Source organism: Variovorax sp. TBS-050B (assembly GCF_029893635.1).
In the GTDB taxonomy this organism is placed as follows: domain Bacteria; phylum Pseudomonadota; class Gammaproteobacteria; order Burkholderiales; family Burkholderiaceae_C; genus Variovorax.
Map to the genome: position 1 here is coordinate 137,135 of NZ_JARXYR010000002.1, position 26,992 is coordinate 164,126.

Consider the following 26,992-nt stretch of genomic DNA (forward strand, 5'->3'; position numbering starts at 1 on the left):
CCCGGACTGAAAGCTTTCGGTCCGCCGTTTGATCGGGGTGCGCTGCAGCAAAGTGTAAAAAACCGCCTTCGGGCGGTTTTTTCATGGGCGATCGTTGCGCGGAACGACTCAGGCCTTCTTCGGCGCGGCTTCGGGGACGTCGGGCACGAGGCAGGCCTCGGCCACCTGCAGATCGTTGTCGCGCGCGAAATTGACGCAGAAGTCCCAGGCCATGGGTTCGGCATCGCGCAGCGCCCTGTTCACGACCACGCACTTCACCCCGTTGATGGTGGTCGGCACGCACCACGGCGAGTAGCTCAGATGACTTCCCGGGTAGGCGCCGCCAGGACGGAAGGAGCACATCACGCCGGCCAGCCGCTCGGCCCAGTCGCTGGGGCGGAAGGTCCGGCCATCGCGCGTGATGCCCTGGATGAAGATTTCTTTGGCAGTGGGGGAAATCATCGTGGAGTGAGGCGACCGGAGCAGGTGCTGCAGTGCAGCAAGGGATTGTATCCGCGGCATTCCGGCCCCTCGGACAGAGGGCATTGCTGTGATGCGGAATCCTCAACGAAGCCGTCAGACCGCGCGCCTAGAATCCGCCTTCCCTATCTGGAGAACCGAATGAGCGCTACCGCCGAGCCCACCTCGCCTCACGTCATGAACACCTACGGCCGTCTGCCGATCGCGTTGACGCACGGCCAAGGCTGCCGAGTCTGGGACACGAACGGCAAGGCGTACCTCGATGGCCTCGGCGGCATCGCCGTCAACACGCTCGGCCACAACCACCCCGAGCTGGTGCCGGCGCTGCAGGACCAGGTCGCGAAGCTGATCCACAGCTCCAACTACTACCACGTGCCGGGCCAGGAACAGCTCGCGGCCAAGCTGGTCGAGCTCTCGGGCCTGACCAACGCCTTCTTCTGCTGCACCGGCCTGGAAGCCAACGAGGCGGCGCTCAAGCTGGCGCGCAAGTTCGGCCATGACAAGGGCATCGAGCGCCCGGAGATCGTGGTCTACGAAGCCGCCTTCCACGGCCGCAGCATCGCCACGCTGTCCGCCACCGGCAACCCGAAGGTGCAGGCCGGCTTCGGTCCGCTGGTCGAGGGCTTCATCCGCGTGCCGCTGAACGACATCGAGGCGCTGAAGAAGGCGACCGAGGGCAATCCGAACGTGGTGGCCGTGTTCTTCGAGACCATCCAGGGCGAAGGCGGCATCAACCCGATGCGCTGGGACTACCTGAAGCAGGTGCGCGCGCTCTGCGACGAGCGCGACTGGCTCATGATGATCGACGAGGTGCAATGCGGCATGGGCCGCACCGGCAAGTGGTTCGCGCACCAGTGGGCCGGGATCAAGCCCGACGTGATGCCGCTCGCCAAGGGCCTGGGCTCGGGCGTGCCGGTCGGCGCCGTGGTGGCCGGCCCCAAGGCCGCCAGGATCTTCGGCCCCGGCAACCACGGCACCACCTTCGGCGGCAATCCGCTCGCGATGCGCGCCGGCATCGAGACCATCCGCATCATGGAAGAGCACAAGCTGCTCGACAACGCCGCCACCGTGGGCGCGCACCTCAAGGCCGCGCTCGAGCGCGAACTCGGCGGCCTCGCGGGCGTGAAGGAGATCCGCGGCCAGGGCCTGATGCTCGGCATCGAGCTCGACCGCCCCTGCGGCGTGATCCTGAACCGCGCCTGCGACGCCGGCCTGCTGCTGAGCGTGACCGCCGACCGCGTGATCCGCCTCGTGCCGCCGCTGATCCTGAGCATCGCCGAGGCCGACGAGATCGTCGCGATCCTGGCGCCCATCGTGAAGAACTTCCTTTCGGAACCCGCCGCGCAATGACGACGACCGCCCACGCCATCCGCCACTACCTGCAGTTCTCGGACCTCACGGCCGACGAATACGCCTACCTGTTCGACCGCATGGCGGTCATCAAGCAGAAGTTCAAGACCTACGAGAAGCACCAGCCGCTGACCGACCGCACGCTGGCGATGATCTTCGAGAAGGCCTCCACGCGCACCCGCGTGAGCTTCGAGGCGGGCATGTACCAGCTCGGCGGCAGCGTGGTGCACCTGACCACCGGCGACAGCCAGCTCGGCCGCGCCGAGCCGATCGAGGACAGCGCCAAGGTCATCAGCCGCATGGTCGACCTGGTGATGATCCGGACCTTCGAGCAGACCAAGATCGACGCCTTCGCCGCGCATTCGCGCGTGCCGGTCATCAACGGCCTGACCAACGAGTTCCACCCCTGCCAGATCCTCGCGGACATCTTCACCTACATCGAGCACCGCGGATCGATCCAGGGCAAGACCGTGGCCTGGGTTGGCGACGGCAACAACATGGCCAACACCTGGCTGCAGGCGGCCGAGATCCTCGGCTTCACGGTGCACGTGAGCACGCCCAGCGGCTACGAGGTCGACCAGTCGGTCGCCGGCATCCGCTCGGGCGACAGCTACAAGGTCTTCAAGGATCCGATGGAAGCCTGCCGCGGCGCCGACCTCGTGACCACCGACGTCTGGACCAGCATGGGCTACGAGTCCGAGAACGAGGCGCGCCGCAAGGCCTTCGCCGACTGGTGCGTGGACGAGGAGATGATGCGCGTGGCGCAGCCCGACGCCCTCTTCATGCACTGCCTGCCCGCGCACCGCGGCGAGGAAGTGCAGGCCGAGGTCATCGACGGCCCGCAGTCGGTGGTGTGGGACGAGGCCGAGAACCGGCTCCATGCGCAGAAGGCGCTGATGGAGTTCCTGCTGCTGGGGCGGCTCTGACCGCCCACGCGTCCATCAAGGCTGTCGCATGGAGTTGATGGACCGCTACCTGCCGCGCTACCAGTTCGCCGAAGAACACAGCCTCTTCGTGCCCGCAGCGCCCGGCATCGTGCTCGACGCCGCAAGCCGGCCCGAGGTTGTCGATGACCCGGTCGCGCGCCACTTGATCGCGCTGCGCGAACTTCCCAACCGCCTGGCCGGACGCCTCGGCTTTGCATCGGCCCTGCAGCAACGCCCGGCCTTCAGCCTGGAAGAATTCACGCCGCTCGGCCGCGACGGTGATCGCGAACTGGCCTTCGGCCTGGCTGGCCGCTTCTGGCGTTCGGATTACGGTTTGGTGCCGCTGCCTGACGCCTCGGCATTTGCCGCACTCGACGCGACGGGGATCGCCAAGCTGGTGCTCAATTTCACCGCGCTGACCGAGGGCTCGGGTACGCGCCTCACGACGCGCACGCGCATCTGGTGCGGCGACGAGACGTCGCGGCGCCGCTTCAATCTCTACTGGCTGCTGATCCGCCCGGCGAGCGGATTGATTCGCCGCCGCCTGCTGCGGCGCGTGCACGATGCGGTGCTTGGCGCAGCGCGGGCCTGATCAAAACGCCCACGCCCCGAGCTGGTAGTAGTCGAAGCCGCTGCTGCGGCCGCCGAGGCAGCCGGCCAGGAAGTCCTCGGCGTGGCGGTACATCGCGAGGTTGTTGCTCCACTTCTGGTTGCCGTGACCGTCGCCCCGGAAGCTGACGAACTCCACCGGCTTGCCAGCGGCGCGCAGGGCCGCCACCATGCGCTCCGACTGGTCGAACTTCACGCGCGGATCGTTCACGCCATGCATGACGAGCAGCGGCGCGCGCACCTTGGCCACGTGGTTGATCGGTGACTTGGCGTCCATGACCTTGCGCTGCGCCGGGTCGGCCGGATCGCCCACGTAGCGCTTCCACCACGGCAGGCCCAGCGCCCAGTAGGCCGGCGCGTTCTCGATCAGCCGCGCCAGGTCGGACATGCCCACCACGTCGACCGCGCAGGCGAAGGTCTCGGGCGTCATCGTCGCGCCCACGAGCGCCGAATAGCCGCCGTAGCTCGCGCCGTAGATCGCCACCCGCGCCGGATCGGCCACGCCCTCGGCCACGGCCCAGCGCACGCCGTCGATCAGGTCGTCGTGCATGCGGCCGGCGAACTCGCCCACCGCCTTTTCCATGAAGGCGCGGCCATAGCCGCTGGAGCCGCGGTAGTTGACCTGCAGCACCGCGTAGCCGCGGTTGGCGAGGAACTGCTGCACGCTGCGGTTGGTGCCCTGGTAGGTCCAGAGATCGCGCGCCCAGGGCCCGCCGTGCACCAGCAGCACCATCGGCAGCGCGCGCGGCTGCACGCCGGGCGGCAGCGTGAGATAGCCATGGATGCGCAGGCCGTCGCGGGCTTCGTAGGCGATCGGCCGCGTCGAAGCGAGCGATGCCGCAAGGCCGCTGGTGTTGCTCTCACCGAGCAGTTCGGGCGCCTTCCCCGTGCCGGTCAGCAGGTAGTACTTCCAGCCCCGGTCGGTGCCGACGCTCACGGTCAGGATCTGCTCGTCGTCGGACATGCTGCTCACGTGCACCGCCGCGGGCGCGCCGCCTGCCAGCGGTTCGAGCCGCGCCGCGAGCGCGGCGTCGAAGTACCTGGCGCGCGGATGGCCCGGCATCGAGTAGGCCGCGAGCGGCGCATGGCTGCGGCGACTGACCAGCACCTGCTCGACGTCGACTTCGGGTTCCGCGTGGATCACCTGCTCCGCGCCGGTTTCCAGATCCATGCGCACCAGCGCCTCCTTGTCGCGCCCGCGGCTCGACACGGCCCAGGCCGTGTTCGTCCCGGGCACCAGGTCGGCGATCCACCAGTTCTCCCGCTGCCAGCGCAGCGTTGTGCGCCACCCGTCGCCATCGGGCAGCTGCAGGTAGCCGCCGTCGCCCTCCTGCACCGAGCGCGCGCGCAGCCGTCCGTCGCGGTCGGCGACCCAGCCGGCGACGTTGCCCGGGTTCTGCGCGATCAGGCTCCTCGTGCCAGTGGCCGGATCGATCCGGTAGAGGTCGAACACCTTCTTGTCGCGTGCATTGGAGGCCACGAGCACCTCGGCGCTGCCGTCGATGCGGCGCACGAGGCGCGAGCGCGCACCCTTGAACGGCGTGAGGTCCACCGCCTCGGAACCGCCGCGCGCCACGTCGACGGCCAGCACCTTCGTGTCTTCGTCGCCGCTGGGATCCACCGTGAGGAACAGAAAGCGGCTGTCGCCCGACCAGACGATGGACTGCGCCCGCACCGCGATCGGCCGCGCCTCGCCGTTCGCGAGCCGCTTGACCCACACGGCCGGCTTCAGGCCGCTGACGCCTTTCCACGCCAGCCACGCACCGTCGGGCGAGACGCGGTAGAGGCTCGTGCCCTCGGTGTTGGCGACGAACTCGCGCACCGGGATCAACGGCGGCAGCGCCTCGCCCTGCAGGGCGGGATGGGTCGGCGCCACGGCGCAGCCTGCGAGCAGGGCCGCCAGGGCGAGCGCGGTCAGGGTTCTCGTGGACGTCACGGGTTCTCCTCGTTCTTGGACGCCGGATTGTGGGCCGGCCAAGCTTTGGCCTTGCCAAAGGTGCCGACGCCACAATGCGGCCATGCACATCCTGCTCATCGAAGACGACCTCGACCTCGGGCGCGCACTCCAGGCCACGCTCAAGGTCGAGCACTTCACGAGCGAATGGATACGCCGCGCCGCCGATGCGCCGCATGCCGTCGACGCCGCGCGGGTCGATTGCGTGCTGCTCGACCTGAACCTGCCCGACGGCAGCGGCTTCGACCTGCTGCGCCGCTGGCGGCGCGGCGACGTCCGCGTGCCGGTGATCGTGATCACCGCGCGCTCGGCCATCGACGACCGGCTGGCCGGGCTCGACGGCGGCGCGGACGACTTCGTCATCAAGCCCTTCGACACCGCCGAGCTCGTGGCGCGCGTGCGCGCCGTGGTGCGGCGCAGCGCGCGCCAGGCCAGCGAATGCTGGAGCCTGGGCGCGCTCGAGATCGAACCGGGCCGGCGCGAGGCGCGGCTGAACGGCGCGGCGCTGGCGCTGTCGCCGCGGGAGTTCCAGCTGCTGGTGGAGCTCGCGCGCGACGCCGGCGCGGTGGTCGCCAAGGACCTGCTGTCGCAGCGCCTCGAACCGCTCGGCGATCCGGTGGACTTCGCCGCGATCGAGGTCCATGTGTCGAACCTGCGCAAGAAGATCGGCACCGAGCGCGTGCGCACCGTGCGCGGCGTCGGCTACCTGCTCGAGCCATGAGCCGCGGTGCCACGCCCGAAGGCGGTGCGGTGGGCGCGCTCCGGCGCCTGTGGCGGCGCGTGGCCGAGCCCTCGCTGGTGCGGCGCGGCACCGGCTGGACGCTGCTGGTCTTCTTCCTGATCTGGGCCGCGCTGCTGGGCTTCGAGTACGCCCGGAATCTCCGGAACCTCGCCGAAGCGCCGAGCCTCACGCAATACGGCGACGCGCTGCTGCTCGCGCTCGACGAGTTGGACGACCCGTCGCAGGCAGGCGCGGTGATGGCCGCCACCGAACGCTGGACCGCGATCCGCCGCACCCAGAACGAGCGGCTGCGCGGCATCGTGCTCTACGAGCTGCGCGACCTGCGCGGCGCGCGCGTCTATGCCTCCGAGGGCTGGGCGCAGGCCGCCAGCTCGCCCGACCGGACCGAGCGCTACTGGCGCTACGACCGCACAAGCGCGCACTGGCGGCTGCAGATCCTGAACCCGCGCCGCACCGAAAGCGCCTTCCTGCGCTACAACGCCGGCTTCATCCTGCCCTACCTGCTGGTGGCCTTTCCCTTCGTGCTGCTGGCCGTCTGGCTCACGGTGCGCGCCAGCCTGCGTCCGCTGCAGCAGCTCGCGCGCCGCATCGAAGCGCGGCCGGCCGACGAGCTGAACGCCGTCGGCGTGCCGGCGCGCTACCGCGAGCTCAAGCCGCTGGTGCAGGCGCTCGACACGCTGCTGGCGCGCCTGCGCGGCACCGTCGCGCGCGAGCGCGCCTTCGTGCAGGACGCGGCGCACGAGATCCGCACGCCGCTCGCGGTCATCAACGCCCAGGCCCATGTGCTGGCCCAGGCCCGGGACCCGGCGGCGCGGACCCAGGCCGAGGCCGAACTGAACCAGGCCGTCGCGCGCACCTCGCATCTCGCGCGGCAGCTGCTCGATCTCGCGACGCTGGACCGCGCCGGCCCCTCCTGCAGGAGCCGCGTGGACCTTGCGCACTGGCTGCGCACCCAGCTTGGCCCCGCCGCGCGCACCGCGATGCAGGACGGGCGCGAACTGTCGCTCGAAGCGCCCGACACGCTGCCGCGCGAGATCGACCTCGGCGCGCTGGAGTCGGTGGTGCAGAACCTGGTCGACAACGCGCTGCGTCACGGTGCACCCGGCAGCCGCATCGCCGTGATGCTGCGTGCGGAGGGCGACGCGCTCACGCTCGAAGTGCGCGACGACGGCCCCGGCATCGAGGCCGCGCGGCACGACAGCGTGTTCGAGCGCTTCCATCGCGGCAGCGAGCCGCGCGCGAGCGGTGCCGGCCTGGGCCTCGCGATCGTGCGCCAGGCCGCATCGCGCCTCGGCGGCGGCGTCGAGATCGTCGAGGGCCTGCGGGGGCGCGGCGTCGGCTTTCGCGTGCGGATGGAAGCCGCCGCTACCATCGCGCCATGAGCACGATCTCCCCCTGCCGGCAATGCGGCGCCTGCTGCGCGAGCTACCGCGTCGACTTCAGCGTGCACGAGCTCGACGAGAACGGCGGCACGGTGCCGGCGGGCCTGGCGGTCGAGGTCAACGACGCGCTCTGCCGCCTGCGCGGCACCGACCATGCGCGGCCGCGCTGCGCCGCGCTCACCGGCACGATCGGCCAGTCCGTGGGCTGCGGCATCTACGAATGGCGGCCGAATCCCTGCCATGAACTGGAGGCCGGCAGCGACGCCTGCGAACGCGCCCGCGCGCGGCACGGCCTGCCCGCGCTCCAGCCGGCCTGAGCCCGGAGCGCTTGGTCACGCGATCTGTTGGAAATAACCGACACCACGACCCCGCGCGCGGCGCTAACTTCGCGCCATGCGTTCATTGCAAGCCCAACCCCGCATCTGGGACATCTCGCCGCCGGTCCATGAAGGCGCGCCGGTGTTCCCGGGCGACACGCCCTACCGGCAGCGCTGGGCGGCCACCATCTCGCCGGGCTGTCCGGTCAACGTCAGCGAGATCACGCTATCGCCGCACGTCGGCGCGCATGCCGACGCGCCGCTGCACTACGACCCCGAGGGCGAGCCGATCGGCCGCGTCGACCTCGCACCCTTTCTCGGCCGCTGCCGCGTGATCCATGCCATCGCGCAGGGGCCGCTCGTCGAGTGGGCCCACATCGTCCATGCGGTCGACAGCACCCTGCCGCCGCGCGTGCTGGTGCGCACCTACCAGGCGATGCCCGTGGACCGCTGGGACGCGCAGCTCGCGGCCTATGCGCCCGCCACCATCGAGCGCCTCGCAGCCATGGGCGTGAAGCTCGTGGGCATCGACACCGCGAGCATCGACCCTGCGGACAGCAAGACGCTCGAAAGCCACCAGCGCATCCGCCGCCTCGACATCCGCGTGCTCGAGAACCTCGTGCTCGACGAGGTGCCCGAGGGCGACTACGAACTCATCGCGCTGCCGCTCAAGCTGGTCAGCGCCGACGCTTCTCCCGTGCGCGCCGTGCTGCGCGACCTTCCCCGCTGAACCTGCCTCTCATGACGACCATCGAAGACTGCCGCGCGCTCGACGCGCAAGACCCGCTGCGCGCGCTGCGCGATCAATTCACGCTGCCCGAGGGCGTGATCTACCTCGACGGCAACTCGCTCGGCGTGCTGCCGAAGGCGGCGCCCGCGCGCATCGCCGAAGTGGTGGCCCAGGAATGGGGCCAGGGCCTGATCCGCTCGTGGAACACCGCCAGCTGGTTCGACCTGCCGCAGCGCCTCGGCGACAAGGTGGCACGGCTCGTCGGCGCGGCGCCCGGCGAGGTGGTGTGCACCGACAGCACCTCGGTCAACCTCTACAAGGTGCTGTTCGCGGCGCTGTCGCAGCAGAAGGACAGCGGCCGCCGGCTGGTGCTCAGCGAACGCAGCAACTTCCCCACCGACCTCTACATCGCCGAGTCGCTGTGCCGCGAGCGCGGCTTCGAGCTGCGGCTGATCGACGAGCGCGAGCTGCCCGGCGTGCTGACCGAGGAGGTCGCGGTGCTGATGCTGACGCACGTCAACTACCGCACCGGCGCGATGCACGACATGAAGGCCGTCACGGCCGCCGCGCATGCGGTGGGCGCGCTGACCGTCTGGGACCTGGCCCACAGCGCGGGCGCGGTGCCGGTCGCGCTCAACGAGAGCCAGGCCGACTACGCCATCGGCTGCGGCTACAAGTACCTGAACGGCGGCCCCGGCGCCCCCGCCTTCGCCTGGGTGCACACGCGGCACGCGGGCAAGTTCGAGCAGCCGCTCGCGGGCTGGTGGGGCCATGCGGCGCCCTTCGAGTTCACGCCGCACTACCGGCCCGCGCCGGGCGTGGGCCGCTACCTCTGCGGCACGCAGCCGATCATCGCGCTCGCGGGGCTCGAATGCGGCATCGACACCGTGCTCGCGGCAGAGGCCTTCGACGCCGGCCAGGGCGGCATGGCGGCGCTGCGCGCCAAGTCGCTCGCGCTGACCGACCTGTTCATCCGCCTGGTGGAGGAACGCTGCCCGGACCAGGGCCTCTCGCTCGTCACGCCACGCGAGCACGCGCGGCGCGGCTCGCAGGTGTGCCTGAGCCGCAAGGAAGGCGCGTACGCGATCGTGCAGGCGCTGATCGCGCGTGGCGTGATCGGGGACTACCGCGCCGGCGATGCCCAGATGCCGGACATCCTGCGCTTCGGCTTCACGCCGCTCTACCTGGGCTTCGAGGACGTGTGGAACGCGGTCGAGCATCTGGTGCAGGTGCTCGACACCGGCGAATGGCAGCGCCCCGAGTTCAACCGCAAGAACGCGGTGACCTGAAATGAAGATCCCGATGCCAACGACGACACGCCGGCGCTTCGCCACGCTCGCGCTGCTGCTGGCCGCGTCCGCGCCGGCACTCGCCCGGCAGCCGACGCCGCAGTCGGCCTTCACGCTGCCGCAGCTCAAGGCGCTGGCCGCGCTCTCGCCCGACGCCTTCCGGCAGGAGGTCAGGCGCCTGGGCTTCTCCTATGTCGACAGGACCGCGACCGAGGAGGTCAGCATGATCGAGTACGACCGCTTCGCCGACGGGCAGACCGCGCGGCTCATGAAATCCACCTACGCCGGGCACCGCGCGGCCGAGAACAGCGTCGAGCTCTCGCTGACCGACAAGGCGGCCTTCGACCGCCTCGTGAAGGAAGTGCGCGACGCCGGCTTCGTGCCGGCCGAGAAGGGCCGCATCCCCGGCGGCGAGACCTACCAGGACTACAAGCGCAGCAGCGAGGTCGTGCGCTTCGTGCATCCCGCGAAGCGCACCGGCAGCAGCCCGCCCTCCTACACCACCGTGGTCTGGCGATGACCGGCCCGCAGACACCATGAACACCGAAAAGATCGTCCACGAAGAGAAGGCGCAGCTGGACTTCAGCCAGTCCATGAGCTACGGCGACTACCTGCACCTCGACGAGATCCTCAACGCCCAGCATCCGCTCTCGCCCGCGCACGACGAGATGCTGTTCATCGTGCAGCACCAGACCAGCGAGCTCTGGATGAAGCTCATGCTGCACGAGCTGCGCGCCGCCACCGCCTGCATCGCCGACGAGAAGCTCGCCGACGCCTTCAAGATGCTCGCGCGCGTGAGCCGCATCATGGAGCAGCTCGTGAGCGCCTGGACCGTGCTCTCGACCATGACGCCGCCCGAATACACCGCGATGCGCCCCTACCTCGCGAATTCGAGCGGCTTCCAGAGTGCGCAGTACCGCTGCATCGAATTCGCGCTTGGCAACAAGAACGCCGCGATGCTCAAGCCGCATGCGCACCGCGCCGACCTGCTGGCGCAGGTGGAGGCGGCCTACCGCTCGCCCTCGCTCTACGACCAATCGCTGCGCCTGCTGGCGCGCCGCGGCCTGGCGGTGCCGGCCGACAAGCTCGAGCGCGACTGGACGCAGCCCTACGAACCGAGCGACGGCGTCGAGGCCGCCTGGCTCGCGGTCTATCGCGATCCGCATGCGCACTGGGACCTCTACCAGCTCGGCGAGAAGCTCACCGACCTGGAAGACGCCTTCCGGCTCTGGCGCTTCCGCCACGTGACCACGGTCGAGCGCGTGATCGGCTTCAAGCGCGGCACCGGCGGCACGGGCGGCGTGAGCTACCTGCGCAAGATGCTCGACGTGGTGCTGTTCCCCGAGATCTGGAAACTCCGCACCGATCTTTAGACGCCCCCCGAAGCGCCTTCGGCGCCTCCCCCCACTGGGGGGGGCACCCAGCGGACTGGCAGAGCCAGTTCCGCGGGTGCACTGGCCTGGCCTGTGAGGGATTCGCAGCACGCGATACATTGGCACTTCCTACGGAGACCTGCCATGCACCCAGACGCCATCCGCTTCTCGCCCGAAGAACTCGCCACCCTGCGCGCGCACGGTGTGGTGCTGTTCGCCGAGCGCGTGATCTTCGAGGCGCAGCCGCCGATGCCGGAGGCGCGGATCGCCGCCATCGAGGCACTGTGCGCGGGGCCGCTGCCCGAGGCGCTCGCCGCGCTCTGGCGGCAGACGGCGGGCGGCCGGCTCGACTACGACCTGTCGCTGCCGATGGGCGGCAACATCGAGGCCGTGAGCTGGTCCGAACTGTTCTGGGACGGCAGCGACGGCTACCGCGACCTGCAGGGCTGGATCGCGCACGAGCAGGAGCTCGCCGAGGAAGCGGCCGACGACGACGGCCGCGACTGGAGCGGCAAGCTCACGCACCTGCCCTTCGGCGGCTTCGAGTACCTCGACCGCATCTATGCGGTGGTCGAGCCCGGCCCGGCGCACGGCAGCATCGTCGCGTGGAAGCACGGCCTGCCGCCGGCCTGGACGCATGCGCTGCACGAGGACAGCGTGAGCACCATCGCGCCCGACCTGCGCGGCGCCTTCGCGGCGCTGCACCTCGACGAGGACCCGCTCGCGCCCACGGACGACTACTACTCGGGCCAGGCGCTGCTCGAGTACCTCGACGATCGGCACGAGGCGCACGGCCTCGACATCGATCTGATGGACAAGCTCGTGGCCTTCTACCGCCGCGCGATGGTCGACTGGCGCACGCCGCTCGCCGAAGGCACGCTGCGCCACCAGCCCGCCGCCGCGCGCGCCGCGCTGCGCCATGCCGTCGCGACCGACGACGCGCAGCTCGTGGCCGAGCTCGCGGCCGCAGGCGTGCGCTTCCAGGGCCCGCAGCAGGGCAGCGCGCTCGCCACCGACGTGGCGATCGGCCACGGCGCCTTCGCGGCGGCCACGGCGCTGGTGCGCGCCGGCGCGCCGGTGGCGCGCGAAGCGCTGGCGAACATCGACGGACAGATCTCGCCGGAACTCACGCGCGCGCTGCTCGCCAACGGCGCCGAGCCGAGCGTGAGCGCCATCGTCCGGTGCGCGGCCTGCGGCGCACCGGCCAGCGCCCACCTGATCGCCGACGCCTGCGCCGCGGCCGGCATCGACGTGCCGGCCGCATTCGCGATCGAGCGCGATGCCACGCTGGCCGAACTGCAGGCCACGCTGCGCGAGGTTCGCGAGGGCAAGCTCGGGCACTACCTCGGCGCCGAGGGCATCGCCGAGCGCATCGAGCATCTGCAGACCTTCAGGCTCGCCTGAAGCGCCGGGCGCCCTTCGACCCTGGTGGCCTTCTTCAGCCGCCGTACAGCCAGGGCTGGTCGAGCAGGCGCGCGCCGAGCAGCCGCATCGCGAGGTCGCGTCCGATGCGCACGGCGCCGGTCGCATGAAAGAGCTGCCCGTTGCGCCGCGCGCGCGCCTGCACGCGCGCGTTGCGCTGCCAGCGCGCCTCGGCGTAGCGCGCGAAGGCGGCCGGCACTTCGGCCGCCGAACCCTCGCCCAGTGCCTCGGCCAGCGCCACCGCGTCCTCGATCGCCATGCCGGCACCCTGCGCGAGGTAAGGCACCATCGGATGCGCCGCATCGCCCACCAGCGCAATGCGCTCGTGCGCCATCCCCGCCGCCGAAGCGAGCGGCGGCCGGTCGCTGAGCGACCAGGCGCGCCAGTCGGGCATGGCCTCGAGCAGCGCCTGCAGTTCGCGTCCGCCAGGGCCTGCGGCCTGCTGCAGCGCGGCAAGGCTGCTCGCCTGGTCCCAGTCGCGCGCATTGCCGGCCGGCGCGGACTCGGCGATCACCACCACGTTGAGCCAGTCGCCGCCGCGCACCGGGTAGGCCACCGCATGCAGCCGCGGCCCGAGCCAGACGTCGATGCGGTCGCGGCGCAGCGCCTGGGGCAGGCGGGCCTGTGCGGCGATGCCGCGCCATGCCGTGTGGCCCGTGACGCGCGGCGCCTCGGTGGCCGCCGGCCCTTCGAGCCGCTGGCGCGCGACGCTCCAGAGGCCGTCGGCGCCCACCAGCGCCTCGCCCTCCCAGGCGCGCGAGCCGCTGCTCGAGATGCACACCAGGTCGTCGTCGGCCTCGACCTGCGCGATGCGCGCATCGGTGACCAGCGCGCCCGCGCCGCCGGCGCGCACGGCGCCGAGCAGCAGCGCATGCAGGTCGGCGCGGTGCACGCAGAGGTAGGGCGCGCCGTAGCGCCGGCGCATCGCATCGCCCAGCGGCAGGCGCGCGAGCTCGGCGCCGCTGCCGGCGCTGCGCACCACGAGCGCGCCCGGACGCGCGGCGATCGCGTCCAGGCCTTCGGCCAAGTCCAGTTGCGCCAGGCGGCGCGTGACGTTGGGGCCGAGCTGGATGCCAGCCCCGATCTCGGCGAAGGCGGCGGCCTGCTCGAAGACATCGACCCGGTGCCGGCCGCGCGCGAGCGCGAGCGCCGCGGCGAGCCCCCCGATGCCGCCACCGGCGACCAGGATGTGCGCGGGCATCGGCCTCAGCGGCTGGGGTGGTGCGTGGCGGTCAGCGGGTCGGCGCCCGCGCTTTTCTCAGTGCCGGCGCCGGCCGGTGCCTTGGGACCGCAGCTGCCGCAGCTGTCGCAGGAGCCGCAGCCCGAGGTCTTGGCGAGCGACGCCGCCAGCGCGTCCGCGCGCTCCTGGTCGACCCATCCGGCGCGGTGCGTGCCGGCCGCGAGCTTGCGCGCGGCGCTGCGGCGCCAGCCTGCGGGCATCCAGCGCCAGACCGCGTAGAACGCGGCGGCCGCGACGATCAATCCGACGATCAGCTGCTGTGTCATGTCCGTCCCTTGTTTGCAAGGCGTCGTTTTTACCCCGCGCCCAATGCCAGTGCCACCCGGTAGGTGATGAAGCACGCGAGGTAGGCCAGCGCGAACAGGTAGCCCGCCATGATCCAGACGTACTTCCACGAGCCGGTCTCGCGCTTGACCGCGGCCAGGGTCGAGATGCACTGCGGCGCGAACACGTACCAGACCAGCAGCGACAGCGCGGTCGCGAGCGACCAGCTGCCCGCGATCAGCGGCTCGAGCTGGCCCGCGACGTCGTCGCCGCTGGCCGAGAGCGCATACACCGTGCCCAGCGCGCCCACCGCCACTTCGCGCGCCGCCATGCCCGGCACCAGCGCGATCGAGATCTGCCAGTTGAAGCCGATGGGCGCGAAGATGTGCTCCAGGCCGCGGCCGATCATGCCTGCGAGGCTGTACTGGATCGCCGGCCCGGTGGCGCCTTCGGGCGGCGACGGGAAGGTCGAGAGGAACCACAGCAGGATGGTGAGCGTGAGGATGATCGTGCCCACGCGCTGGATGAAGATCCAGGCCCGCTCGTACAGGCCGAGCAGCAGGTTGCGCAAGTTGGGCCAGCGGTAGGCCGGCAATTCCATCAGCAGCGGCGAGTGCCGCTTGTTGTCGCGGAAGCGCTTCATCACCCACGCCACCGTCATCGCCGAGACGATGCCGAAGACATAGAGCGCGAACAGCACCACGCCCTGCAGGTTGAACACGCCCGCCACGCTGCGCTGCGGAATGAAGGCCGCGATCAGCAGCGCATACACCGGCAGGCGCGCCGAGCAGGTCATGAGCGGCGCGATCATGATCGTGGTGATGCGGTCGCGCCAGTTGCTGATGGTGCGCGTCGCCATCACGCCGGGAATGGCGCAGGCGAAGCTCGACAGCAGCGGGATGAACGAGCGGCCCGACAGGCCCACGCTGCCCATCACGCGGTCGAGCAGGAAGGCCGCGCGCGGCAGGTAACCCGAGTCTTCCAGCGCGAGGATGAACAGGAACAGGATCAGGATCTGCGGCAGGAACACGATCACGCCGCCCACGCCGGCGATCACGCCGTCGACCAGCAGGCTCTGCAGCATGCCTTCGGGCATGTGGGTCTTCAGCAGTTCGCCGGCGCCGTCGGTGGCGGCCTTGATGGCGTCCATCGGCACGTTGGCCCAGCTGAACACCGCCTGGAACATCAGGAACATGGTGACGGCGAGCACCAGCATGCCCCAGACCGGATGCATCACCACGCGGTCGATGCGGTCGCTGGTGACCAGGCTGCTCGCCGGCTCCTTGACCGCGAGGCCGAGGATGCGGCGCACCTCGCGCTGGGTGCTCAGCACGTCGTCGAGCCCCGGCGCCTGCCAGGCCTTGGGCGTGGCCGCGGGCACCGGCGCATCGAGCGCATCGAGCAGCCCCTGCGCGCCGCCCGAATGCACGCCGACGGTCTCGACCACCGGCACGCCGAGCTCGCGCGCGAGCACCGCGGTGTCGATCGCGATGCCCTGCTTGCGGGCCATGTCGGTCATGTTGAGCGCCACCACCATCGGCAGGCCGAGGCGCCTGGCCTCGAGCACCAGCCGCAGGTTGAGCCGCAGGTTGGTGGCGTCGGTCACGCACACCAGCAGGTCGGGCAGCGCCTCCGCGCTCTTGCCGGTGACGACGTCGCGCGTCACGGCCTCGTCGGCGCTGAGCGCATTGAGGCTGTAGGCACCCGGCAGGTCGAGCACGAACACGCGCCGGCCCGAAGGCGTGCGCAGCGTCCCCTCCTTGCGTTCCACGGTCACGCCGGCGTAGTTGGCCACCTTCTGGCGGCTGCCGGTCAGCAGGTTGAAGAGCGCGGTCTTGCCGCAGTTGGGATTGCCCAGCAGCGCGATGCGCCCCGGCTGCGCGGTGGCCGCGAGGCGGCCGGTACCCTGGATCACCGCTTCACGCATGGCCGGCTCCCTGGGGCGCATCGGGCTCGACGCGGATCAGCGCGGCCTCATGGCGGCGCAGCGCGAAGGTGGTGTGGCCGAGGCGCACCGCAAGCGGCTCGCGGCCCGCGAAGCCGGTCGCGACGATGCGCACGGCCTCGCCGGGCACGAAGCCGATCTCGGTCAGGCGCAGCGCGAGCTCGCGGTCGTCCGCGCCTTCGGGCCGGGCCACGTCGAGCACGGTGGCCCATTGGTTGTCGGGAAGCTGGTCGAGCCGCAGGCCCGAAGGCGCCGGCGCGGCGCCGATGTCGTTGGTTTGCACGGTCAGAAACTGCGCCGGAGTGCCCGTCGCGCCATGAGCAAAACCCAGATGCTATCAATTCTCAATTGCAGTCGCAGAAAAAGTCCTTTGCCGGCCGTGCGGATTAGCGCGGCCAAGCCGGGCCGCAGGCCGCCTCAGACCGCCAGTTCGACGATGCGCGCCGTCGCAGAGGCGCCGTCCACGGCCAGTTCCGCCACCGTGACCGGCAGCTTGAAGCGCCGCGGCCCGGCGCTGCCGGGGTTCACGTAGAGGATGCCGCCGCGCTCCTCGACCTTGGGCCGGTGGGAATGGCCCGAGACCACCACGCGCACGCCGGCCGCGGCCAGGCCGGGCGCCAGCTGCGACAGGTCGTGGATCACGTGGATGCGCACCGCGCCGAGGTCGAGCGACGCGGTCTCCGGAATGCCGTCGGCCCAGGCATCGCGGTCGTTGTTGCCGCGCACCACGGTGAGCGGCGCGATCGCGCGCAGCGCATCGAGGATGCCCGCATGGCCGATGTCGCCGCCGTGCACGATGTGCGCACAGCCTTCGAGTGCCGCCACGGCCTGCGGGCGCAGCAGGCCGTGGGTGTCGGAGATCAAGGCCGACGCGGATCAAGCCGCGAGCAGCTGCCGCAGCACGAAGGGCAGGATGCCGCCGTGCTTGTAGTAGTCGACCTCGATCGGCGTGTCGATGCGCAGGCGCACCGTCACTTCCTGGTGGCTGCCGTCGGCGCGGTGCACCACGAGCTTCACGTCCATCTGCGGCCGGAGTTCGCCGCCGATCACCACGTCGATCTTCTCGTCGCCCTTGAGCCCCAGCGTCTGCCACGAATCGGCACCGCGGAACTGCAGCGGCAGCACGCCCATGCCGACGAGGTTGGCGCGGTGGATGCGCTCGAAGCTGCGCGCCACCACGGCCTTGATGCCAAGCAGCTGCGTGCCCTTGGCGGCCCAGTCGCGCGACGAGCCGGTGCCGTATTCCTCGCCGCCGAAGACCACGGTCGGGACGCCCTGGGCGATGTACTTCATCGCCGCGTCGTAGATGAACATCTTCTCGCCGCCGGGCTGGAACAGCGTGAGGCCGCCCTCTTCCTGGGTGCCGTTGACGTCCGGCGGGATCATGAGGTTCTTGATGCGCACGTTGGCGAAGGTGCCGCGCATCATCACGTCGTGGTTGCCGCGCCGCGAGCCGTAGCTGTTGAAGTCGGCCTTGGCGACGCCGTTGGCCTTGAGCCAGATGCCCGCGGGCGAGCTTTCCTTGATCGAGCCGGCGGGCGAGATGTGGTCGGTGGTGATCGAGTCGCCGAACAGCGCCATGATCCGCGCGCCCCTGATGCCCGGATCGGCGGCATGCGGCTCCATCTTGAAGCCCTCGAAGAACGGCGGCTCGGCGATGTAGGTCGAGGCGGGCCAGTCGTAGACCTGGCCCGTGGTGCCCTTGATGCTGCTCCAGAACTTGCCCGGATCGGTCTTGACCTTGTCGTAGTTGGCGCGGAACGACTTGGCGTTCATCGCGAAGCGCAGGTTGTCGTCGATCTCCTTGGGCGTGGGCCAGATGTCGCCGAGGTACACGTCCTGGCCGTTCCGGCCCTTGCCCACCGGCTCGGACATCAGGTCGACCATCACGTTGCCCGCGATCGCGAAGGCCACCACCAGCGGCGGCGAGGCGAGGAAGTTGGCCTTGAGGTTCGGATGGATGCGCGCCTCGAAGTTGCGGTTGCCCGAGAGCACGGCCGCGCCGACGAGGTCGTTCTTCACGATCGCATCGTTGATCTCGGGCGTGAGGTCGCCCGCGTTGCCGATGCAGGTGGTGCAGCCATAGCCTGCGAGATAGAAGCCGAGCTTCTCGAGGTAGGGCAGCAGCCCCGCCTTCTCGAGGTACTCGGTCACGATGCGCGAGCCCGGCGCGAGCGAGGTCTTGACGTGCGGCTTGACCGTGAGCCCCGCCTCCACCGCCTTCTTGGCCAGCAGGCCGGCCGCGAGCATCACGCTCGGGTTGGAGGTGTTGGTGCAGGAGGTGATCGCGGCGATCAGCACGTCGCCGTTGCCGATCGTCACGCCGCCCGGCGTGCCCTCGGCGGTGGCGAGCGGATAGCGCATCTTGAGCCGCTCGGCCGGCTGGTTGAAGCCGTTGGCATCGTTGGGCTTGCTGAAGAGCTCCGAGAACTTGGTCGAGAGCTGGCCCAGATCGATGCGGTCCTGCGGCCGCTTCGGACCCGCGAGGCTCGGCGAGACGGTGCCGAGGTCGAGCTTGACGATCTTGGTGTAGTCGATCTGCCCGGGCGCCGGCATGCCGAACAGGCCCTGCGCCTTGTAGTAGGCCTCGAAGCGCTCGACCTCTTCCTGCGTGCGGCCGGTGCCTTCGAAATAGGCCACGGTCATTTCGTCGACCGGGAAGAAGCCCATGGTGGCACCGTACTCGGGCGCCATGTTGCCGATGGTGGCGCGGTCGGGCACGGCGATCGAGGCCGCGCCGGGGCCGAAGAACTCGACGAACTTGCCCACCACCTTCTCGGCGCGCAGGATCGCGGTGACGTAGAGCACGAGGTCGGTCGCCGTCACGCCTTCGCGCAGCTTGCCGGTGAGTTCGAAGCCCACCACGTCGGGCGTCAGCATGTAGACCGGCTGGCCCAGCATCGCGGCCTCGGCCTCGATGCCGCCCACGCCCCAGCCGACCACGCCGACGCCGTTGATCATCGTCGTGTGGCTGTCGGTGCCGACCAGCGAGTCGGGGTAGTACACCGGCACCTCGGCATCGTCGCTCGCGCTCTTGTAGACGCCGCGCGCGAAGTATTCGAGGTTGACCTGGTGCACGATGCCGAAGCCCGGCGGCACCACGCCGAAGGTGTCGAAGGCCTGCATGCCCCACTTCATGAACTGGTAGCGCTCGTTGTTGCGCTGGAACTCCAGCTTCATGTTGAGGTCGAGCGCCTTCGGCGTGCCGTAGTGGTCGACCATCACCGAGTGGTCGACCACCAGGTCGACCGGCACCAGCGGCTCGATGGTCTTGGGCGACTTGCCGAGCTTGGCGGCGACGCTGCGCATCGCGGCGAGGTCGGCGAGCAGCGGCACGCCGGTGAAGTCCTGCAGCACCACGCGCGTGACGACGAAGGGGATCTCGTCGATGCGCTCGGCGTTGGGCGCCCAGCGCGCCAGTTCCTCGACATGCTTCGGCAGGACCTTCTGGCCGTCGCAGTTGCGCAGCACCGACTCGAGCACGATGCGGATCGAGACCGGCAGACGCTCGACGCTGGGATACTGCTTCGCCAGCTCCTTCAGCGACCAGTACCTGCCGGACTTGCCCGATGCGGTCTTGAAGGTCTTGAGGGTGGAAGCGAAGGCATGCGCCGGTGCGTTGGCCATGGAGGGACTCCTGTTCATTCGAGGTGTTCGTGGAAGCACCTCAAAGATAGCAGGGAACGATGACCATGGTCCCTGCCGAGGGTCTTTTTCCCTCAGGCAACCGCCATGCCCGCATGGCCGCGCGTGCGGCGCAGTCCGGTCCACTGCAGCTCCGCGAGCACCACCACGCACAGCGCCTGCGCCAGCACCCAGGCGACGCCGATCGCGCTGACCGCGAACATGCCGCTCGCGAGCAGCGCGACGCAGGCCATGGCCCAGCCGAAGTTGCCGACCACCACGAGCCCGATCAGCGTGCGCGGCGGGCTGCTGCGCGTGGCCATCCAGGCCGCGGCGGCGGCATAGGCGAGCAGGAATGCGCCGGTGCCCATGAGCAGCGGCGCGGGCAGGCCGGTGAGCCGCGCGAGCGCATCGGTCAGCCCCACCTGCAGCGCGCCGGTCGCGGCGCAGGAAGCGGCATCGGCCCACATCACGCGGGGCAGGAAACGGGGGGATGCAAAGACGGACATGTGACTCTCCTTCGGTGGATGCGGCAGGCCCTTCCCGCCGCGTTGGAGCCGATCATTCCGCGCCGCCTGCGCGGGGTCGATAACCTCGCAGGTCATGGCGCGCCGGTGCCGCCGCGCCAGAATGCGCGCCATGAACACGCCCCGCTCCCATCCCTCCCCCCACGGCGCCCAGCCGGGCGCGCGCGACCCCTTCGGCGCGCATCTGCGGCACTGGCGCACCCGCCGCCGGCTCAGCCAGCTCGATCTCGCGCAGGAGGCCGAGGTCTCGACCCGGCACCTGAGCTACGTCGAGACCGGCCGCGCGGCGCCGAGCCGCGAGATGGTGCTGCGCCTGGCCGAGCGGCTGGAGGTGCCGCTGCGCGAGCGCAATGCGCTGCTGGTGGCGGCGGGCTTCGCGCCGATGTACCGGCAGCGTTCGCTCGACGATCCCGCGCTCGCCTCGGCGCGCCGCGCGGTGGAACTGGTGCTCAAGGGCCACGAGCCCTTTCCGGCGCTCGCGGTCGACCGGCACTGGAACCTCGTGGCGCACAACGCGCTGGTGCCGATGCTCATGGCCGGCGCGGCGCCGGCGCTCGTGCAGGCGCCGATCAACGTGCTGCGGCTCAGCCTGCATCCCGACGGCCTCGCCTCGCGCATCGCCAACCTCGCGCAGTGGCGGACCCATCTGCTCGAACGGCTGCAGCAGCAGATCGCCGCGACCGGCGATGCGGTGCTGCAGGCGCTGCACGACGAGCTCGAGGCCTACCCGATGCCCCGCGTGAGCCACGACGCGCCCGCGGCGGACACGGAGCTGTCGGGCGTGGTGGTGCCCTTTCAGCTGGTCACGCCGAACGGCGTGCTGAGCTTCATCAGCACCACCACCATCTTCGGCACGCCGGTCGACGTCACTTTGCAGGAACTGGCGGTGGAGTCGTTCTTTCCGGCCGATGCGCAGACGGCGGCGGCGCTGTCTGCACTGGCGGCGCCAGCGGCGGGCTGAAGTCCGGCCGTTCGCGGCGCAGGTCCGCCGGCCCCTCGAAGTCGTCGACCTGGATCACCTTGTCGGCGGCCCGGAGGTAGGCGAGCGCGAGCGCCGGGTCGGGCGCGCTGGAGGCCGCCTGCTCGAAGGAGCGCGTGCGGCGCAGGTTCCTGTTGAGCACGGCCGTGGCTTCGCCGAGCTGGGCCGCGAGCTCCATCGCATGCATCAGGTCGCGCAGGCCGCCGGGGCCCGGCAGGCTCAGGTCGGGGGCCAGCCGTTCGACGATGCGCGGATCGCTGCGCAGCCGTTCGGCCAGCGCCATCAGCTGCACGTCGCGCAGCGGCGCCAGGTGCGCGGTGCGGCGCAGCACCAGCGCGCCGATCAGGCGGCGCCCAGCCGTCGGCAGGTTGGCATACAGGTCGCGCAGGATGCGGCCCGCCTGGTCGATCTGCAGCCGGATCGCGGCCTGCGCGAACGGCAGCAGCGCGGGCGCATCGTCCACGCGGTAGCGCCAGAGGCAGGCGCTCGCGAGGTAGAGATGCGCGAGCACGTCGCCGAGCCTCGCCGAGAGCAGCTCCATGCGCTTGAGCCTGCCGCCGAGCAGGCCCATCGCAAGGTCGGCGGTGAGCGCGTACTTGGCGCTCATGCGCGCGATCAGCCGTGCCTCGTGCGCGAGCGCCTCGGGCGGCTCGCCGCGCACCGGCGCACCGAACAGGCTGTGCCAGAGGTTCGCCGCCACATGCCTGCCATGCGCGATGAGCGCGCGGCCCAATGCGGTTTCGTCGCGCGCCTGGACGGCGGCCATTTCTTCGAGCACGTGCGGGTGGCAGCGCACCGCCCCCTGGCCGAATACGATCAGCGCGCGCGTGAGGATGTTGGCGCCCTCCACCGTGATCGCGATCGGCGCCTGCCGGTACGCCACGCCGAGCAGGTTCGACGGGCCCGCGATGATGCCCTTGCCGCCGAGGATGTCCATGCCGTGGTTGACGGCGCGGCGGCCCGCCTCGGTGAGCTGCACCTTGAGGATCGCGCTCGCCACGCTGGGCCGCTCGCCGTTGTCGAGCGCGGCCGCCGTGAAGCGGCGCGCCGCATCGCTCGCATAGAGCTCGGCCGCCATCTGTGCGACCAGCCCCGCGACCGCATGGAACTTGCCGACCGGCAAGCCGAACTGCTCGCGGATCTGGCCGTAGGCGTTGCTCACGTAGAGCGCGGTCTGCTGCATCGCCGAGCCGAGCGCGGGCAGCGAGATCGCGCGGCCCGCGGCCAGGCATTCCATCAGCATGCGCCAGCCCTGCCCCACCTGCGGCTCGCCGCCGATGATCCAGTCCATCGGCACGAACACCTGCCGGCCGTGGATCGGGCCGTTCATGAAGGCGCTGTCCATGGGATGGTGGCGCCGGCCGATCTCCATGCCCTCGTGCGGCACCGGGATCAGCGCGCAGGTGACGCCGAGTTCGCGCTCGCCCTCGGGCCGGCTTTCGTCGACCGCATGGAAGGCCAGGCCCACGACCGTGGCCACCGGCGCGAGCGTGATGTAGCGCTTGTCGAAATCGACCAGGAAGCCGCGCGTGGGCTTGCCGCCGAAGTCGCGCGTGACCAGCACCCCGCGGTCGGGGATCGCGGCCGCGTCGGAGCCCGCATAGGGCGAGGTCAGGCCGAAGCACGGCAGCTCGCGGCCGTCGGCGAGGCGCGGGAGGTAGTGCGCCTTCTGCGCGTCCGTGCCGTAGCGCAGCAGCAGCTCGGCCGGGCCGAGTGAGTTGGGCACCATCACCGTGACGGCCGTGGCGACGTTGACGGTGGCGATGCGCGCCACCACGGTCGCATGCGCGAAGTGGCCGAAGCCGAGGCCGCCGAATTCCTCGGGAATGATCATCCCGAAGAACCGCTTCTGGCGCAGGTAGCGCCACACCTCGGGCGGCAGGTCCTTGGCCTGGTCGATGGCATGGTCGTCGAGCATGCGGCAGAGCTCGCGCACCTCGGTGTCGAGAAAGGCCTGCTCGCGTGCGGTGAGGCGGTTCGGGCCCGTCGCGGCGAGCTGATCGAAATCGGGCCGCCCCGCGAAGAGCTGGCCCTCGAAACCCACGGTGCCGGCTTCGAGCGCGGCGCGCTCGGTGTCGCCGAGCGGCGGCAGGGCCTTGGCGAAGGGCTTCATGGCCCAACGGCCGACCAGGGAGGCCAGAGGCATGCTCATCTCCTTTTTTTCGGGTCCGCGACGCTTCGATTGTTGGGCGCCCGCCGCGGCGCGCCGGCCGGCGGAGGGCGCCCGCGCGTGTCGGAGACCGGCGCGGCGGCGCCTGCCGGCTCTCTAGAATGGCCCCCGGCCACTCGCGGCCAGGGAGCCCCGCCACATGCTCGAACCTTCTGAGCTGCGCAATTTCTTTCCGCTGATCGTCACGCCGAGCCACGACGGCAAGTTCTTCCAGAACTACGTGATCTCGGTCATGAACTTCGTCATCGAGGCCGAACGCGCCGGCATGCGCATGCAGGTGCTGATGCATTCGGGCGAAAGCCTCGTGACCCGCGCGCGCAACGACTGCGTGGCCAAGTTCCTCGCCAATCCGCAGTGGACGCACCTGTTCTGGATCGACGCGGACATCGGCTTCTCGTCGGAGGCCGCGTTCCGGCTGCTGCGCTCGGGCTACGACATCGCGGCCGGCGTCTATCCGCTGAAGCGCGAGAATTGGCCGCGCGAGGGCCTGCCCGCGGGCATGACCCGGCAGCAGTTCGATGCGGTCTTCACGCGCTACACCGTCAATGCCGAATCGTCCGCGCCGGACGGCTCGCAGGTCGAGCTGCAGGTGCAGCCCGACGGATTCATGAAGATGTCCGAGGCGCCGACCGGCTTCATGTGCATCAGGCGCGGCGTGTTCGAACGGCTCGCGGCGCACCATCCCGAGCTCAACTACGTGAGCGACGCCATCGATGAGCCCGATCGCGGCCTGCACTACCGCTTCTTCGACGTGATGGTCGATCCGAAGACGCGTCGCTATCTGTCGGAGGACTACGGCTTCTGCCGCCTCTGGTCGGGCCTGGGCGAATCGATCTACATCGACGCCAACTCCAACCTCACGCACCAGGGCGCCAAGACCTATGGCGGCGACTTCGCGACCTCGCTGCTGACTTCGCTGCCGCATGCGGTGGGCGGCCCGACCGGCGCGGCCATGTCCCTCGTCGGGCGGGAGCACCTGAAGCCGAACCCGCCGCCGCTCTTCTGACGGAACACGCGCAGGCGAAAAAAAGCCCCGCGGATGCGGGGCTCTGTCGTGCGGGGCCGGACGAGGATCAGGCTACCGCCGCGGCCACCTTGGCGTCCTCGACCTTGTAGTCGTCGATCTTGTCGAAGTTCAGGTACTGGTAGATCTGCGTGCTGGCCGCATCGAGCACGCCGGCACTGGCCATGTACTCGTCCTTGGTCGGGATGCGGCCGAGGCGCGAGCAGATGGCGGCCAGTTCGGCCGAACCCAGGTACACGTTGGTGTTCTTGCCCAGGCGGTTCGGGAAGTTGCGGGTGCTGGTCGACATCACCGTCGCGCCTTCGCGCACCTGCGCCTGGTTGCCCATGCACAGCGAGCAGCCCGGCATCTCGGTGCGCGCACCGGCATTGCCGAACACGCCGTAGTGGCCTTCCTCGGTGAGCTGCTGCGCGTCCATCTTGGTCGGCGGCGCGATCCAGAGCTTGACCGGGATGTCGCGCTTGCCTTCGAGCAGCTTCGATGCGGCGCGGAAGTGGCCGATGTTGGTCATGCACGAACCGATGAACACCTCGTCGATCTGCGCACCGGCCACGTCGCTGAGCGTCTTCACGTCGTCGGGATCGTTCGGGCAGGCCACGATGGGCTCGTGGATCTCGGCCAGGTCGATCTCGATCACGGCAGCGTACTCGGCGTCGGCGTCGGCCTTGAGCAGCTGCGGATCCTTGAGCCAGGCTTCCTGCGCGGCGATGCGGCGCGCGAGCGTGCGCGCGTCGGCATAGCCCTCCGCGATCATCCACTTCATCAGCGTGATGTTGCTGTTGATGTACTCGATGATCGGTTCCTTGTTCAGGTGCACCGTGCAGCCCGCGGCCGAGCGCTCGGCCGAGGCGTCGCTGAGTTCGAAGGCCTGTTCCACCTTCAGGTCGGGCAGGCCCTCGATCTCGAGGATGCGGCCCGAGAAGATGTTCTTCTTGCCCTTCTTCTCGACCGTGAGCAGACCGCTCTTGATGGCGTACAGCGGAATCGCGTTGACCAGGTCGCGCAGCGTGACGCCGGGCTGCATCTTGCCCTTGAAGCGCACGAGCACCGACTCGGGCATGTCGAGCGGCATCACGCCGGTCGCAGCGGCGAAGGCGACGAGACCCGAACCGGCGGGGAAGCTAATGCCGATCGGGAAGCGGGTGTGGCTGTCGCCGCCCGTGCCCACGGTGTCGGGCGTGAGCAGGCGGTTGAGCCAGGAGTGGATCACGCCGTCGCCCGGGCGCAGCGAGACGCCGCCGCGGGTGCTGATGAAGTCGGGCAGCTCGTGGTGCATCTTCACGTCGACCTTCTTCGGGTACGCCGCGGTGTGGCAGAACGACTGCATCACGAGGTCGGCCGAGAAGCCGAGGCAGGCCAGGTCTTTCAGCTCGTCGCGCGTCATCGGGCCGGTGGTGTCCTGCGAGCCGACCGAGGTCATCTTGGGTTCGCAGTAGGTGCCCGGGCGGATGCCCTGGCCTTCGGGCAGGCCGCAGGCGCGGCCGACCATCTTCTGCGCGAGCGAGAAGCCCTTGCCGGTGTCCACGGGCGCCTGGGGCAGGGCGGAACAGCGTCGAGGCCGGCAGGCCCAGCGCCTCGCGCGCCTTGGCCGTGAGGCCGCGGCCGATGATCAGCGGAATGCGGCCGCCGGCGCGCACTTCGTCGAACAGCACGTCGCTCTTGACCTTGAATTCGGCGATGACCTTGCCGTCCTTCAGGGCCTTGCCTTCGTAGGGGCGCAGCTCGATGGTGTCGCCCATGTTCATCTGGTTGACGTCGAGCTCGATCGGCAGCGAGCCCGCGTCTTCCATGGTGTTGTAGAAGATCGGCGCGATCTTGCTGCCGAGGCAGATGCCGCCGAACTTCTTGTTCGGGATGAAGGGGATGTCCTCGCCGGTCCACCAGAGCACGCTGTTGGTGGCCGACTTGCGCGAGGAGCCGGTGCCGACCACGTCGCCGACGTAGGCCACGGGCAGGCCGCGCGCCACCAGGTCCTGGATGAACTTGACCGGGCCGCGCTTGCCGTCTTCCTCGGGCTCGAAGGGCGCGCCTTCGCGCTTGTTCTTGAGCATCGCGAGCGCGTGCATCGGGATGTCCGGGCGCGTGGTCGCGTCGGGCGCGGGCGAGAGGTCGTCGGTGTTGGTCTCGCCGGGCACCTTGAACACCGTGAAGGTGATGCTCTGCGGCACTTCGGGGCGGCTCGTGAACCACTCGGCGTCGGCCCAGCTCTGGAGCACGGCCTTGGCGTTGGCATTGCCGGCATCGGCGAGTTCCTTCACGTCGTGGAACTGGTCGAACATCAGCAGCGTCTTCTTGAGGCCTTCGGCGGCCACGGTGCCGACCTCGGCGTCCTTGAGCAGGTCGATCAGCGGCCCGATGTTGTAGCCGCCCAGCATGGTGCCGAGCAGTTCGGTGGCGCGGGCGCGCGTGATGAAGCGGCTCGCCTCGGTGCCATGCGCCACCGCCGCGAGGTAGCTGGCCTTGACCTTGGCGGCGTCGTCGACGCCGGCGGGCACGCGGTAGGTCAGCAGGTCGAGCAGGAAGGCACCGTCCTTGTCATTCGCGCCCTTGAGGAGCTCGATGGCTTCGGCGGTCTGCTTCGCGCTCAGCGGAAGCGGCGGAATGCCGAGCGCGGCGCGTTCGGCAACATGGTCAACGTAGGCTTGCAACATCTTCTTTTCTCCGGA

23 protein-coding genes and 1 pseudogene are annotated in these 26,992 nt (G+C 70.2%); 13 read left to right on the plus strand and 11 right to left on the minus strand.

All coding sequences use genetic code 11. The features are described from left to right. Positions 1–108: 108 nt before the first annotated feature. Entirely contained in the window at positions 109–441 is a 333-nt protein-coding gene (locus M2165_RS03495) for a DUF3579 domain-containing protein (RefSeq protein ID WP_280813295.1), read from the minus strand. A 159-nt stretch (positions 442–600) separates the two neighbouring features. Here M2165_RS03495 and M2165_RS03500 point away from each other — a divergent pair, with 159 nt between their 5' ends. From M2165_RS03500 to M2165_RS03510, 3 genes are read left to right on the plus strand one after another with little or no spacing between them, the layout of a single operon-like run. Then, a complete protein-coding gene (locus M2165_RS03500; protein ID WP_280813296.1) occupies positions 601–1,809 on the plus strand; it encodes an aspartate aminotransferase family protein in 1,209 nt (402 codons plus the stop codon). Next, a complete protein-coding gene (gene argF, locus M2165_RS03505; protein ID WP_280813297.1) occupies positions 1,806–2,735 on the plus strand; it encodes an ornithine carbamoyltransferase in 930 nt (309 codons plus the stop codon). Before M2165_RS03500 ends, argF begins: the two co-directional genes overlap by 4 nt. A gap of 28 nt (positions 2,736–2,763) precedes the next feature. Continuing rightward, complete coding sequence (locus M2165_RS03510) at positions 2,764–3,327, plus strand: hypothetical protein (protein WP_280813298.1); 564 nt, start codon at positions 2,764–2,766, stop codon at positions 3,325–3,327. Here the strand turns inward: M2165_RS03510 and M2165_RS03515 are convergent, their stop codons facing one another. Continuing rightward, positions 3,328–5,280 (minus strand): S9 family peptidase, encoded by a 1,953-nt coding sequence (locus M2165_RS03515; RefSeq protein ID WP_280813299.1) that lies wholly within the window; start codon positions 5,278–5,280, stop codon positions 3,328–3,330. Positions 5,281–5,362: 82 nt separating this feature from the next. On the opposite strand from M2165_RS03515, the gene M2165_RS03520 reads away from it, so the two are divergent. From M2165_RS03520 to M2165_RS03555, 8 genes are all read left to right on the plus strand, one after another. Continuing rightward, positions 5,363–6,019 carry a response regulator transcription factor gene (locus M2165_RS03520; RefSeq protein WP_280813300.1) on the plus strand — a complete coding sequence of 219 codons (657 nt, stop codon included), beginning with the start codon at positions 5,363–5,365 and terminating at the stop codon, positions 6,017–6,019. Further along, positions 6,016–7,422, plus strand: coding sequence for an ATP-binding protein (locus M2165_RS03525; RefSeq protein ID WP_280813301.1), 1,407 nt, complete (start codon positions 6,016–6,018; stop codon positions 7,420–7,422). The genes M2165_RS03520 and M2165_RS03525 overlap by 4 nt, the downstream gene beginning before the upstream one ends. Positions 7,423–7,427: 5 nt before the next feature. Further along, the gene (locus M2165_RS03530) at positions 7,428–7,739 is read left to right on the plus strand and encodes a YkgJ family cysteine cluster protein (RefSeq protein ID WP_280817460.1); all 312 of its coding nucleotides are present in this window, start codon (positions 7,428–7,430) and stop codon (positions 7,737–7,739) included. Between the two features lie 76 nt (positions 7,740–7,815). Next, complete coding sequence (gene kynB, locus M2165_RS03535) at positions 7,816–8,469, plus strand: arylformamidase (RefSeq protein WP_280813302.1); 654 nt, start codon at positions 7,816–7,818, stop codon at positions 8,467–8,469. 11 nt (positions 8,470–8,480) lie between these two features. After that, a complete protein-coding gene (kynU, locus tag M2165_RS03540; RefSeq protein ID WP_280813303.1) occupies positions 8,481–9,758 on the plus strand; it encodes a kynureninase in 1,278 nt (425 codons plus the stop codon). A gap of 13 nt (positions 9,759–9,771) precedes the next feature. Beyond that, positions 9,772–10,278: a hypothetical protein gene (locus tag M2165_RS03545; RefSeq protein WP_280813304.1), complete on the plus strand. Its 507-nt coding sequence runs from the start codon at positions 9,772–9,774 to the stop codon at positions 10,276–10,278. 16 nt (positions 10,279–10,294) lie between these two features. Next, positions 10,295–11,131, plus strand: a complete 837-nt coding sequence (gene kynA, locus M2165_RS03550; protein ID WP_280813305.1) for a tryptophan 2,3-dioxygenase — start codon at positions 10,295–10,297, stop codon at positions 11,129–11,131. A 144-nt stretch (positions 11,132–11,275) separates the two neighbouring features. Then, the gene (locus M2165_RS03555) at positions 11,276–12,535 is read left to right on the plus strand and encodes an SMI1/KNR4 family protein (RefSeq protein ID WP_280813306.1); all 1,260 of its coding nucleotides are present in this window, start codon (positions 11,276–11,278) and stop codon (positions 12,533–12,535) included. A 34-nt stretch (positions 12,536–12,569) separates the two neighbouring features. On the opposite strand, the gene M2165_RS03560 is transcribed toward M2165_RS03555, so the two are convergent. The 7 genes from M2165_RS03560 to M2165_RS03590 all read right to left on the minus strand — a co-directional run bounded on the left by M2165_RS03560 (position 12,570) and on the right by M2165_RS03590 (position 20,135). Next, a complete protein-coding gene (locus M2165_RS03560) occupies positions 12,570–13,754 on the minus strand; it encodes an FAD-dependent monooxygenase (protein WP_280813307.1) in 1,185 nt (394 codons plus the stop codon). A 5-nt stretch (positions 13,755–13,759) separates the two neighbouring features. After that, complete coding sequence (locus M2165_RS03565) at positions 13,760–14,059, minus strand: DUF6587 family protein (protein WP_280813308.1); 300 nt, start codon at positions 14,057–14,059, stop codon at positions 13,760–13,762. Positions 14,060–14,088: 29 nt separating this feature from the next. Beyond that, positions 14,089–15,984 (minus strand): ferrous iron transporter B, encoded by a 1,896-nt coding sequence (locus M2165_RS03570; protein ID WP_280813309.1) that lies wholly within the window; start codon positions 15,982–15,984, stop codon positions 14,089–14,091. Further along, on the minus strand, positions 15,977–16,285 hold the full coding sequence (locus M2165_RS03575) for a FeoA family protein (RefSeq protein WP_280813310.1): 309 nt from the start codon (positions 16,283–16,285) through the stop codon (positions 15,977–15,979). Before M2165_RS03575 ends, M2165_RS03570 begins: the two co-directional genes overlap by 8 nt. A 134-nt stretch (positions 16,286–16,419) precedes the next feature. Further along, positions 16,420–16,866, minus strand: a complete 447-nt coding sequence (locus M2165_RS03580) for a metallophosphoesterase family protein (protein ID WP_280813311.1) — start codon at positions 16,864–16,866, stop codon at positions 16,420–16,422. A 12-nt stretch (positions 16,867–16,878) separates the two neighbouring features. Continuing rightward, a complete protein-coding gene (gene acnA, locus M2165_RS03585) occupies positions 16,879–19,629 on the minus strand; it encodes an aconitate hydratase AcnA (RefSeq protein WP_280813312.1) in 2,751 nt (916 codons plus the stop codon). Between the two features lie 92 nt (positions 19,630–19,721). Continuing rightward, positions 19,722–20,135: a hypothetical protein gene (locus M2165_RS03590; RefSeq protein WP_280813313.1), complete on the minus strand. Its 414-nt coding sequence runs from the start codon at positions 20,133–20,135 to the stop codon at positions 19,722–19,724. Between the two features lie 130 nt (positions 20,136–20,265). On the opposite strand from M2165_RS03590, the gene M2165_RS03595 reads away from it, so the two are divergent. After that, positions 20,266–21,114, plus strand: coding sequence for a helix-turn-helix transcriptional regulator (locus tag M2165_RS03595; RefSeq protein ID WP_280813314.1), 849 nt, complete (start codon positions 20,266–20,268; stop codon positions 21,112–21,114). On the opposite strand, the gene M2165_RS03600 is transcribed toward M2165_RS03595, so the two are convergent. Then, positions 21,020–23,278 carry an acyl-CoA dehydrogenase gene (locus M2165_RS03600; protein WP_280813315.1) on the minus strand — a complete coding sequence of 753 codons (2,259 nt, stop codon included), beginning with the start codon at positions 23,276–23,278 and terminating at the stop codon, positions 21,020–21,022. The genes M2165_RS03595 and M2165_RS03600 overlap by 95 nt on opposite strands. A 163-nt stretch (positions 23,279–23,441) precedes the next feature. Here M2165_RS03600 and M2165_RS03605 point away from each other — a divergent pair, with 163 nt between their 5' ends. Continuing rightward, positions 23,442–24,308, plus strand: coding sequence for a hypothetical protein (locus M2165_RS03605; RefSeq protein ID WP_280813316.1), 867 nt, complete (start codon positions 23,442–23,444; stop codon positions 24,306–24,308). A gap of 67 nt (positions 24,309–24,375) precedes the next feature. Here M2165_RS03605 and M2165_RS03610 read toward each other — a convergent pair. Next, a pseudogene (locus tag M2165_RS03610) lies at positions 24,376–26,977 on the minus strand (bifunctional aconitate hydratase 2/2-methylisocitrate dehydratase). Between the last annotated feature and the right edge of the window lie 15 nt (positions 26,978–26,992).

Bases quoted from the DNA above. Each gene is read 5' to 3' on its own strand.
- argF (WP_280813297.1), top strand. From the start codon at position 1,806: ATGACGACGACCGCCCACGCCATCCGCCACTACCTGCAGTTCTCGGAC.
- kynU (WP_280813303.1), top strand. From the start codon at position 8,481: ATGACGACCATCGAAGACTGCCGCGCGCTCGACGCGCAAGACCCGCTG.
- M2165_RS03595 (WP_280813314.1), top strand. From the start codon at position 20,266: ATGAACACGCCCCGCTCCCATCCCTCCCCCCACGGCGCCCAGCCGGGC.
- M2165_RS03560 (WP_280813307.1), bottom strand. From the start codon at position 13,754: ATGCCCGCGCACATCCTGGTCGCCGGTGGCGGCATCGGGGGGCTCGCC.
- M2165_RS03525 (WP_280813301.1), top strand. From the start codon at position 6,016: ATGAGCCGCGGTGCCACGCCCGAAGGCGGTGCGGTGGGCGCGCTCCGG.
- kynA (WP_280813305.1), top strand. From the start codon at position 10,295: ATGAACACCGAAAAGATCGTCCACGAAGAGAAGGCGCAGCTGGACTTC.
- acnA (WP_280813312.1), bottom strand. From the start codon at position 19,629: ATGGCCAACGCACCGGCGCATGCCTTCGCTTCCACCCTCAAGACCTTC.
- M2165_RS03520 (WP_280813300.1), top strand. From the start codon at position 5,363: ATGCACATCCTGCTCATCGAAGACGACCTCGACCTCGGGCGCGCACTC.
- M2165_RS03555 (WP_280813306.1), top strand. From the start codon at position 11,276: ATGCACCCAGACGCCATCCGCTTCTCGCCCGAAGAACTCGCCACCCTG.
- M2165_RS03565 (WP_280813308.1), bottom strand. From the start codon at position 14,059: ATGACACAGCAGCTGATCGTCGGATTGATCGTCGCGGCCGCCGCGTTC.
- M2165_RS03600 (WP_280813315.1), bottom strand. From the start codon at position 23,278: ATGCCTCTGGCCTCCCTGGTCGGCCGTTGGGCCATGAAGCCCTTCGCC.
- M2165_RS03590 (WP_280813313.1), bottom strand. From the start codon at position 20,135: ATGTCCGTCTTTGCATCCCCCCGTTTCCTGCCCCGCGTGATGTGGGCC.
- M2165_RS03545 (WP_280813304.1), top strand. From the start codon at position 9,772: ATGCCAACGACGACACGCCGGCGCTTCGCCACGCTCGCGCTGCTGCTG.
- M2165_RS03500 (WP_280813296.1), top strand. From the start codon at position 601: ATGAGCGCTACCGCCGAGCCCACCTCGCCTCACGTCATGAACACCTAC.
- M2165_RS03570 (WP_280813309.1), bottom strand. From the start codon at position 15,984: ATGCGTGAAGCGGTGATCCAGGGTACCGGCCGCCTCGCGGCCACCGCG.
- M2165_RS03605 (WP_280813316.1), top strand. From the start codon at position 23,442: ATGCTCGAACCTTCTGAGCTGCGCAATTTCTTTCCGCTGATCGTCACG.
- M2165_RS03495 (WP_280813295.1), bottom strand. From the start codon at position 441: ATGATTTCCCCCACTGCCAAAGAAATCTTCATCCAGGGCATCACGCGC.
- kynB (WP_280813302.1), top strand. From the start codon at position 7,816: ATGCGTTCATTGCAAGCCCAACCCCGCATCTGGGACATCTCGCCGCCG.
- M2165_RS03510 (WP_280813298.1), top strand. From the start codon at position 2,764: ATGGAGTTGATGGACCGCTACCTGCCGCGCTACCAGTTCGCCGAAGAA.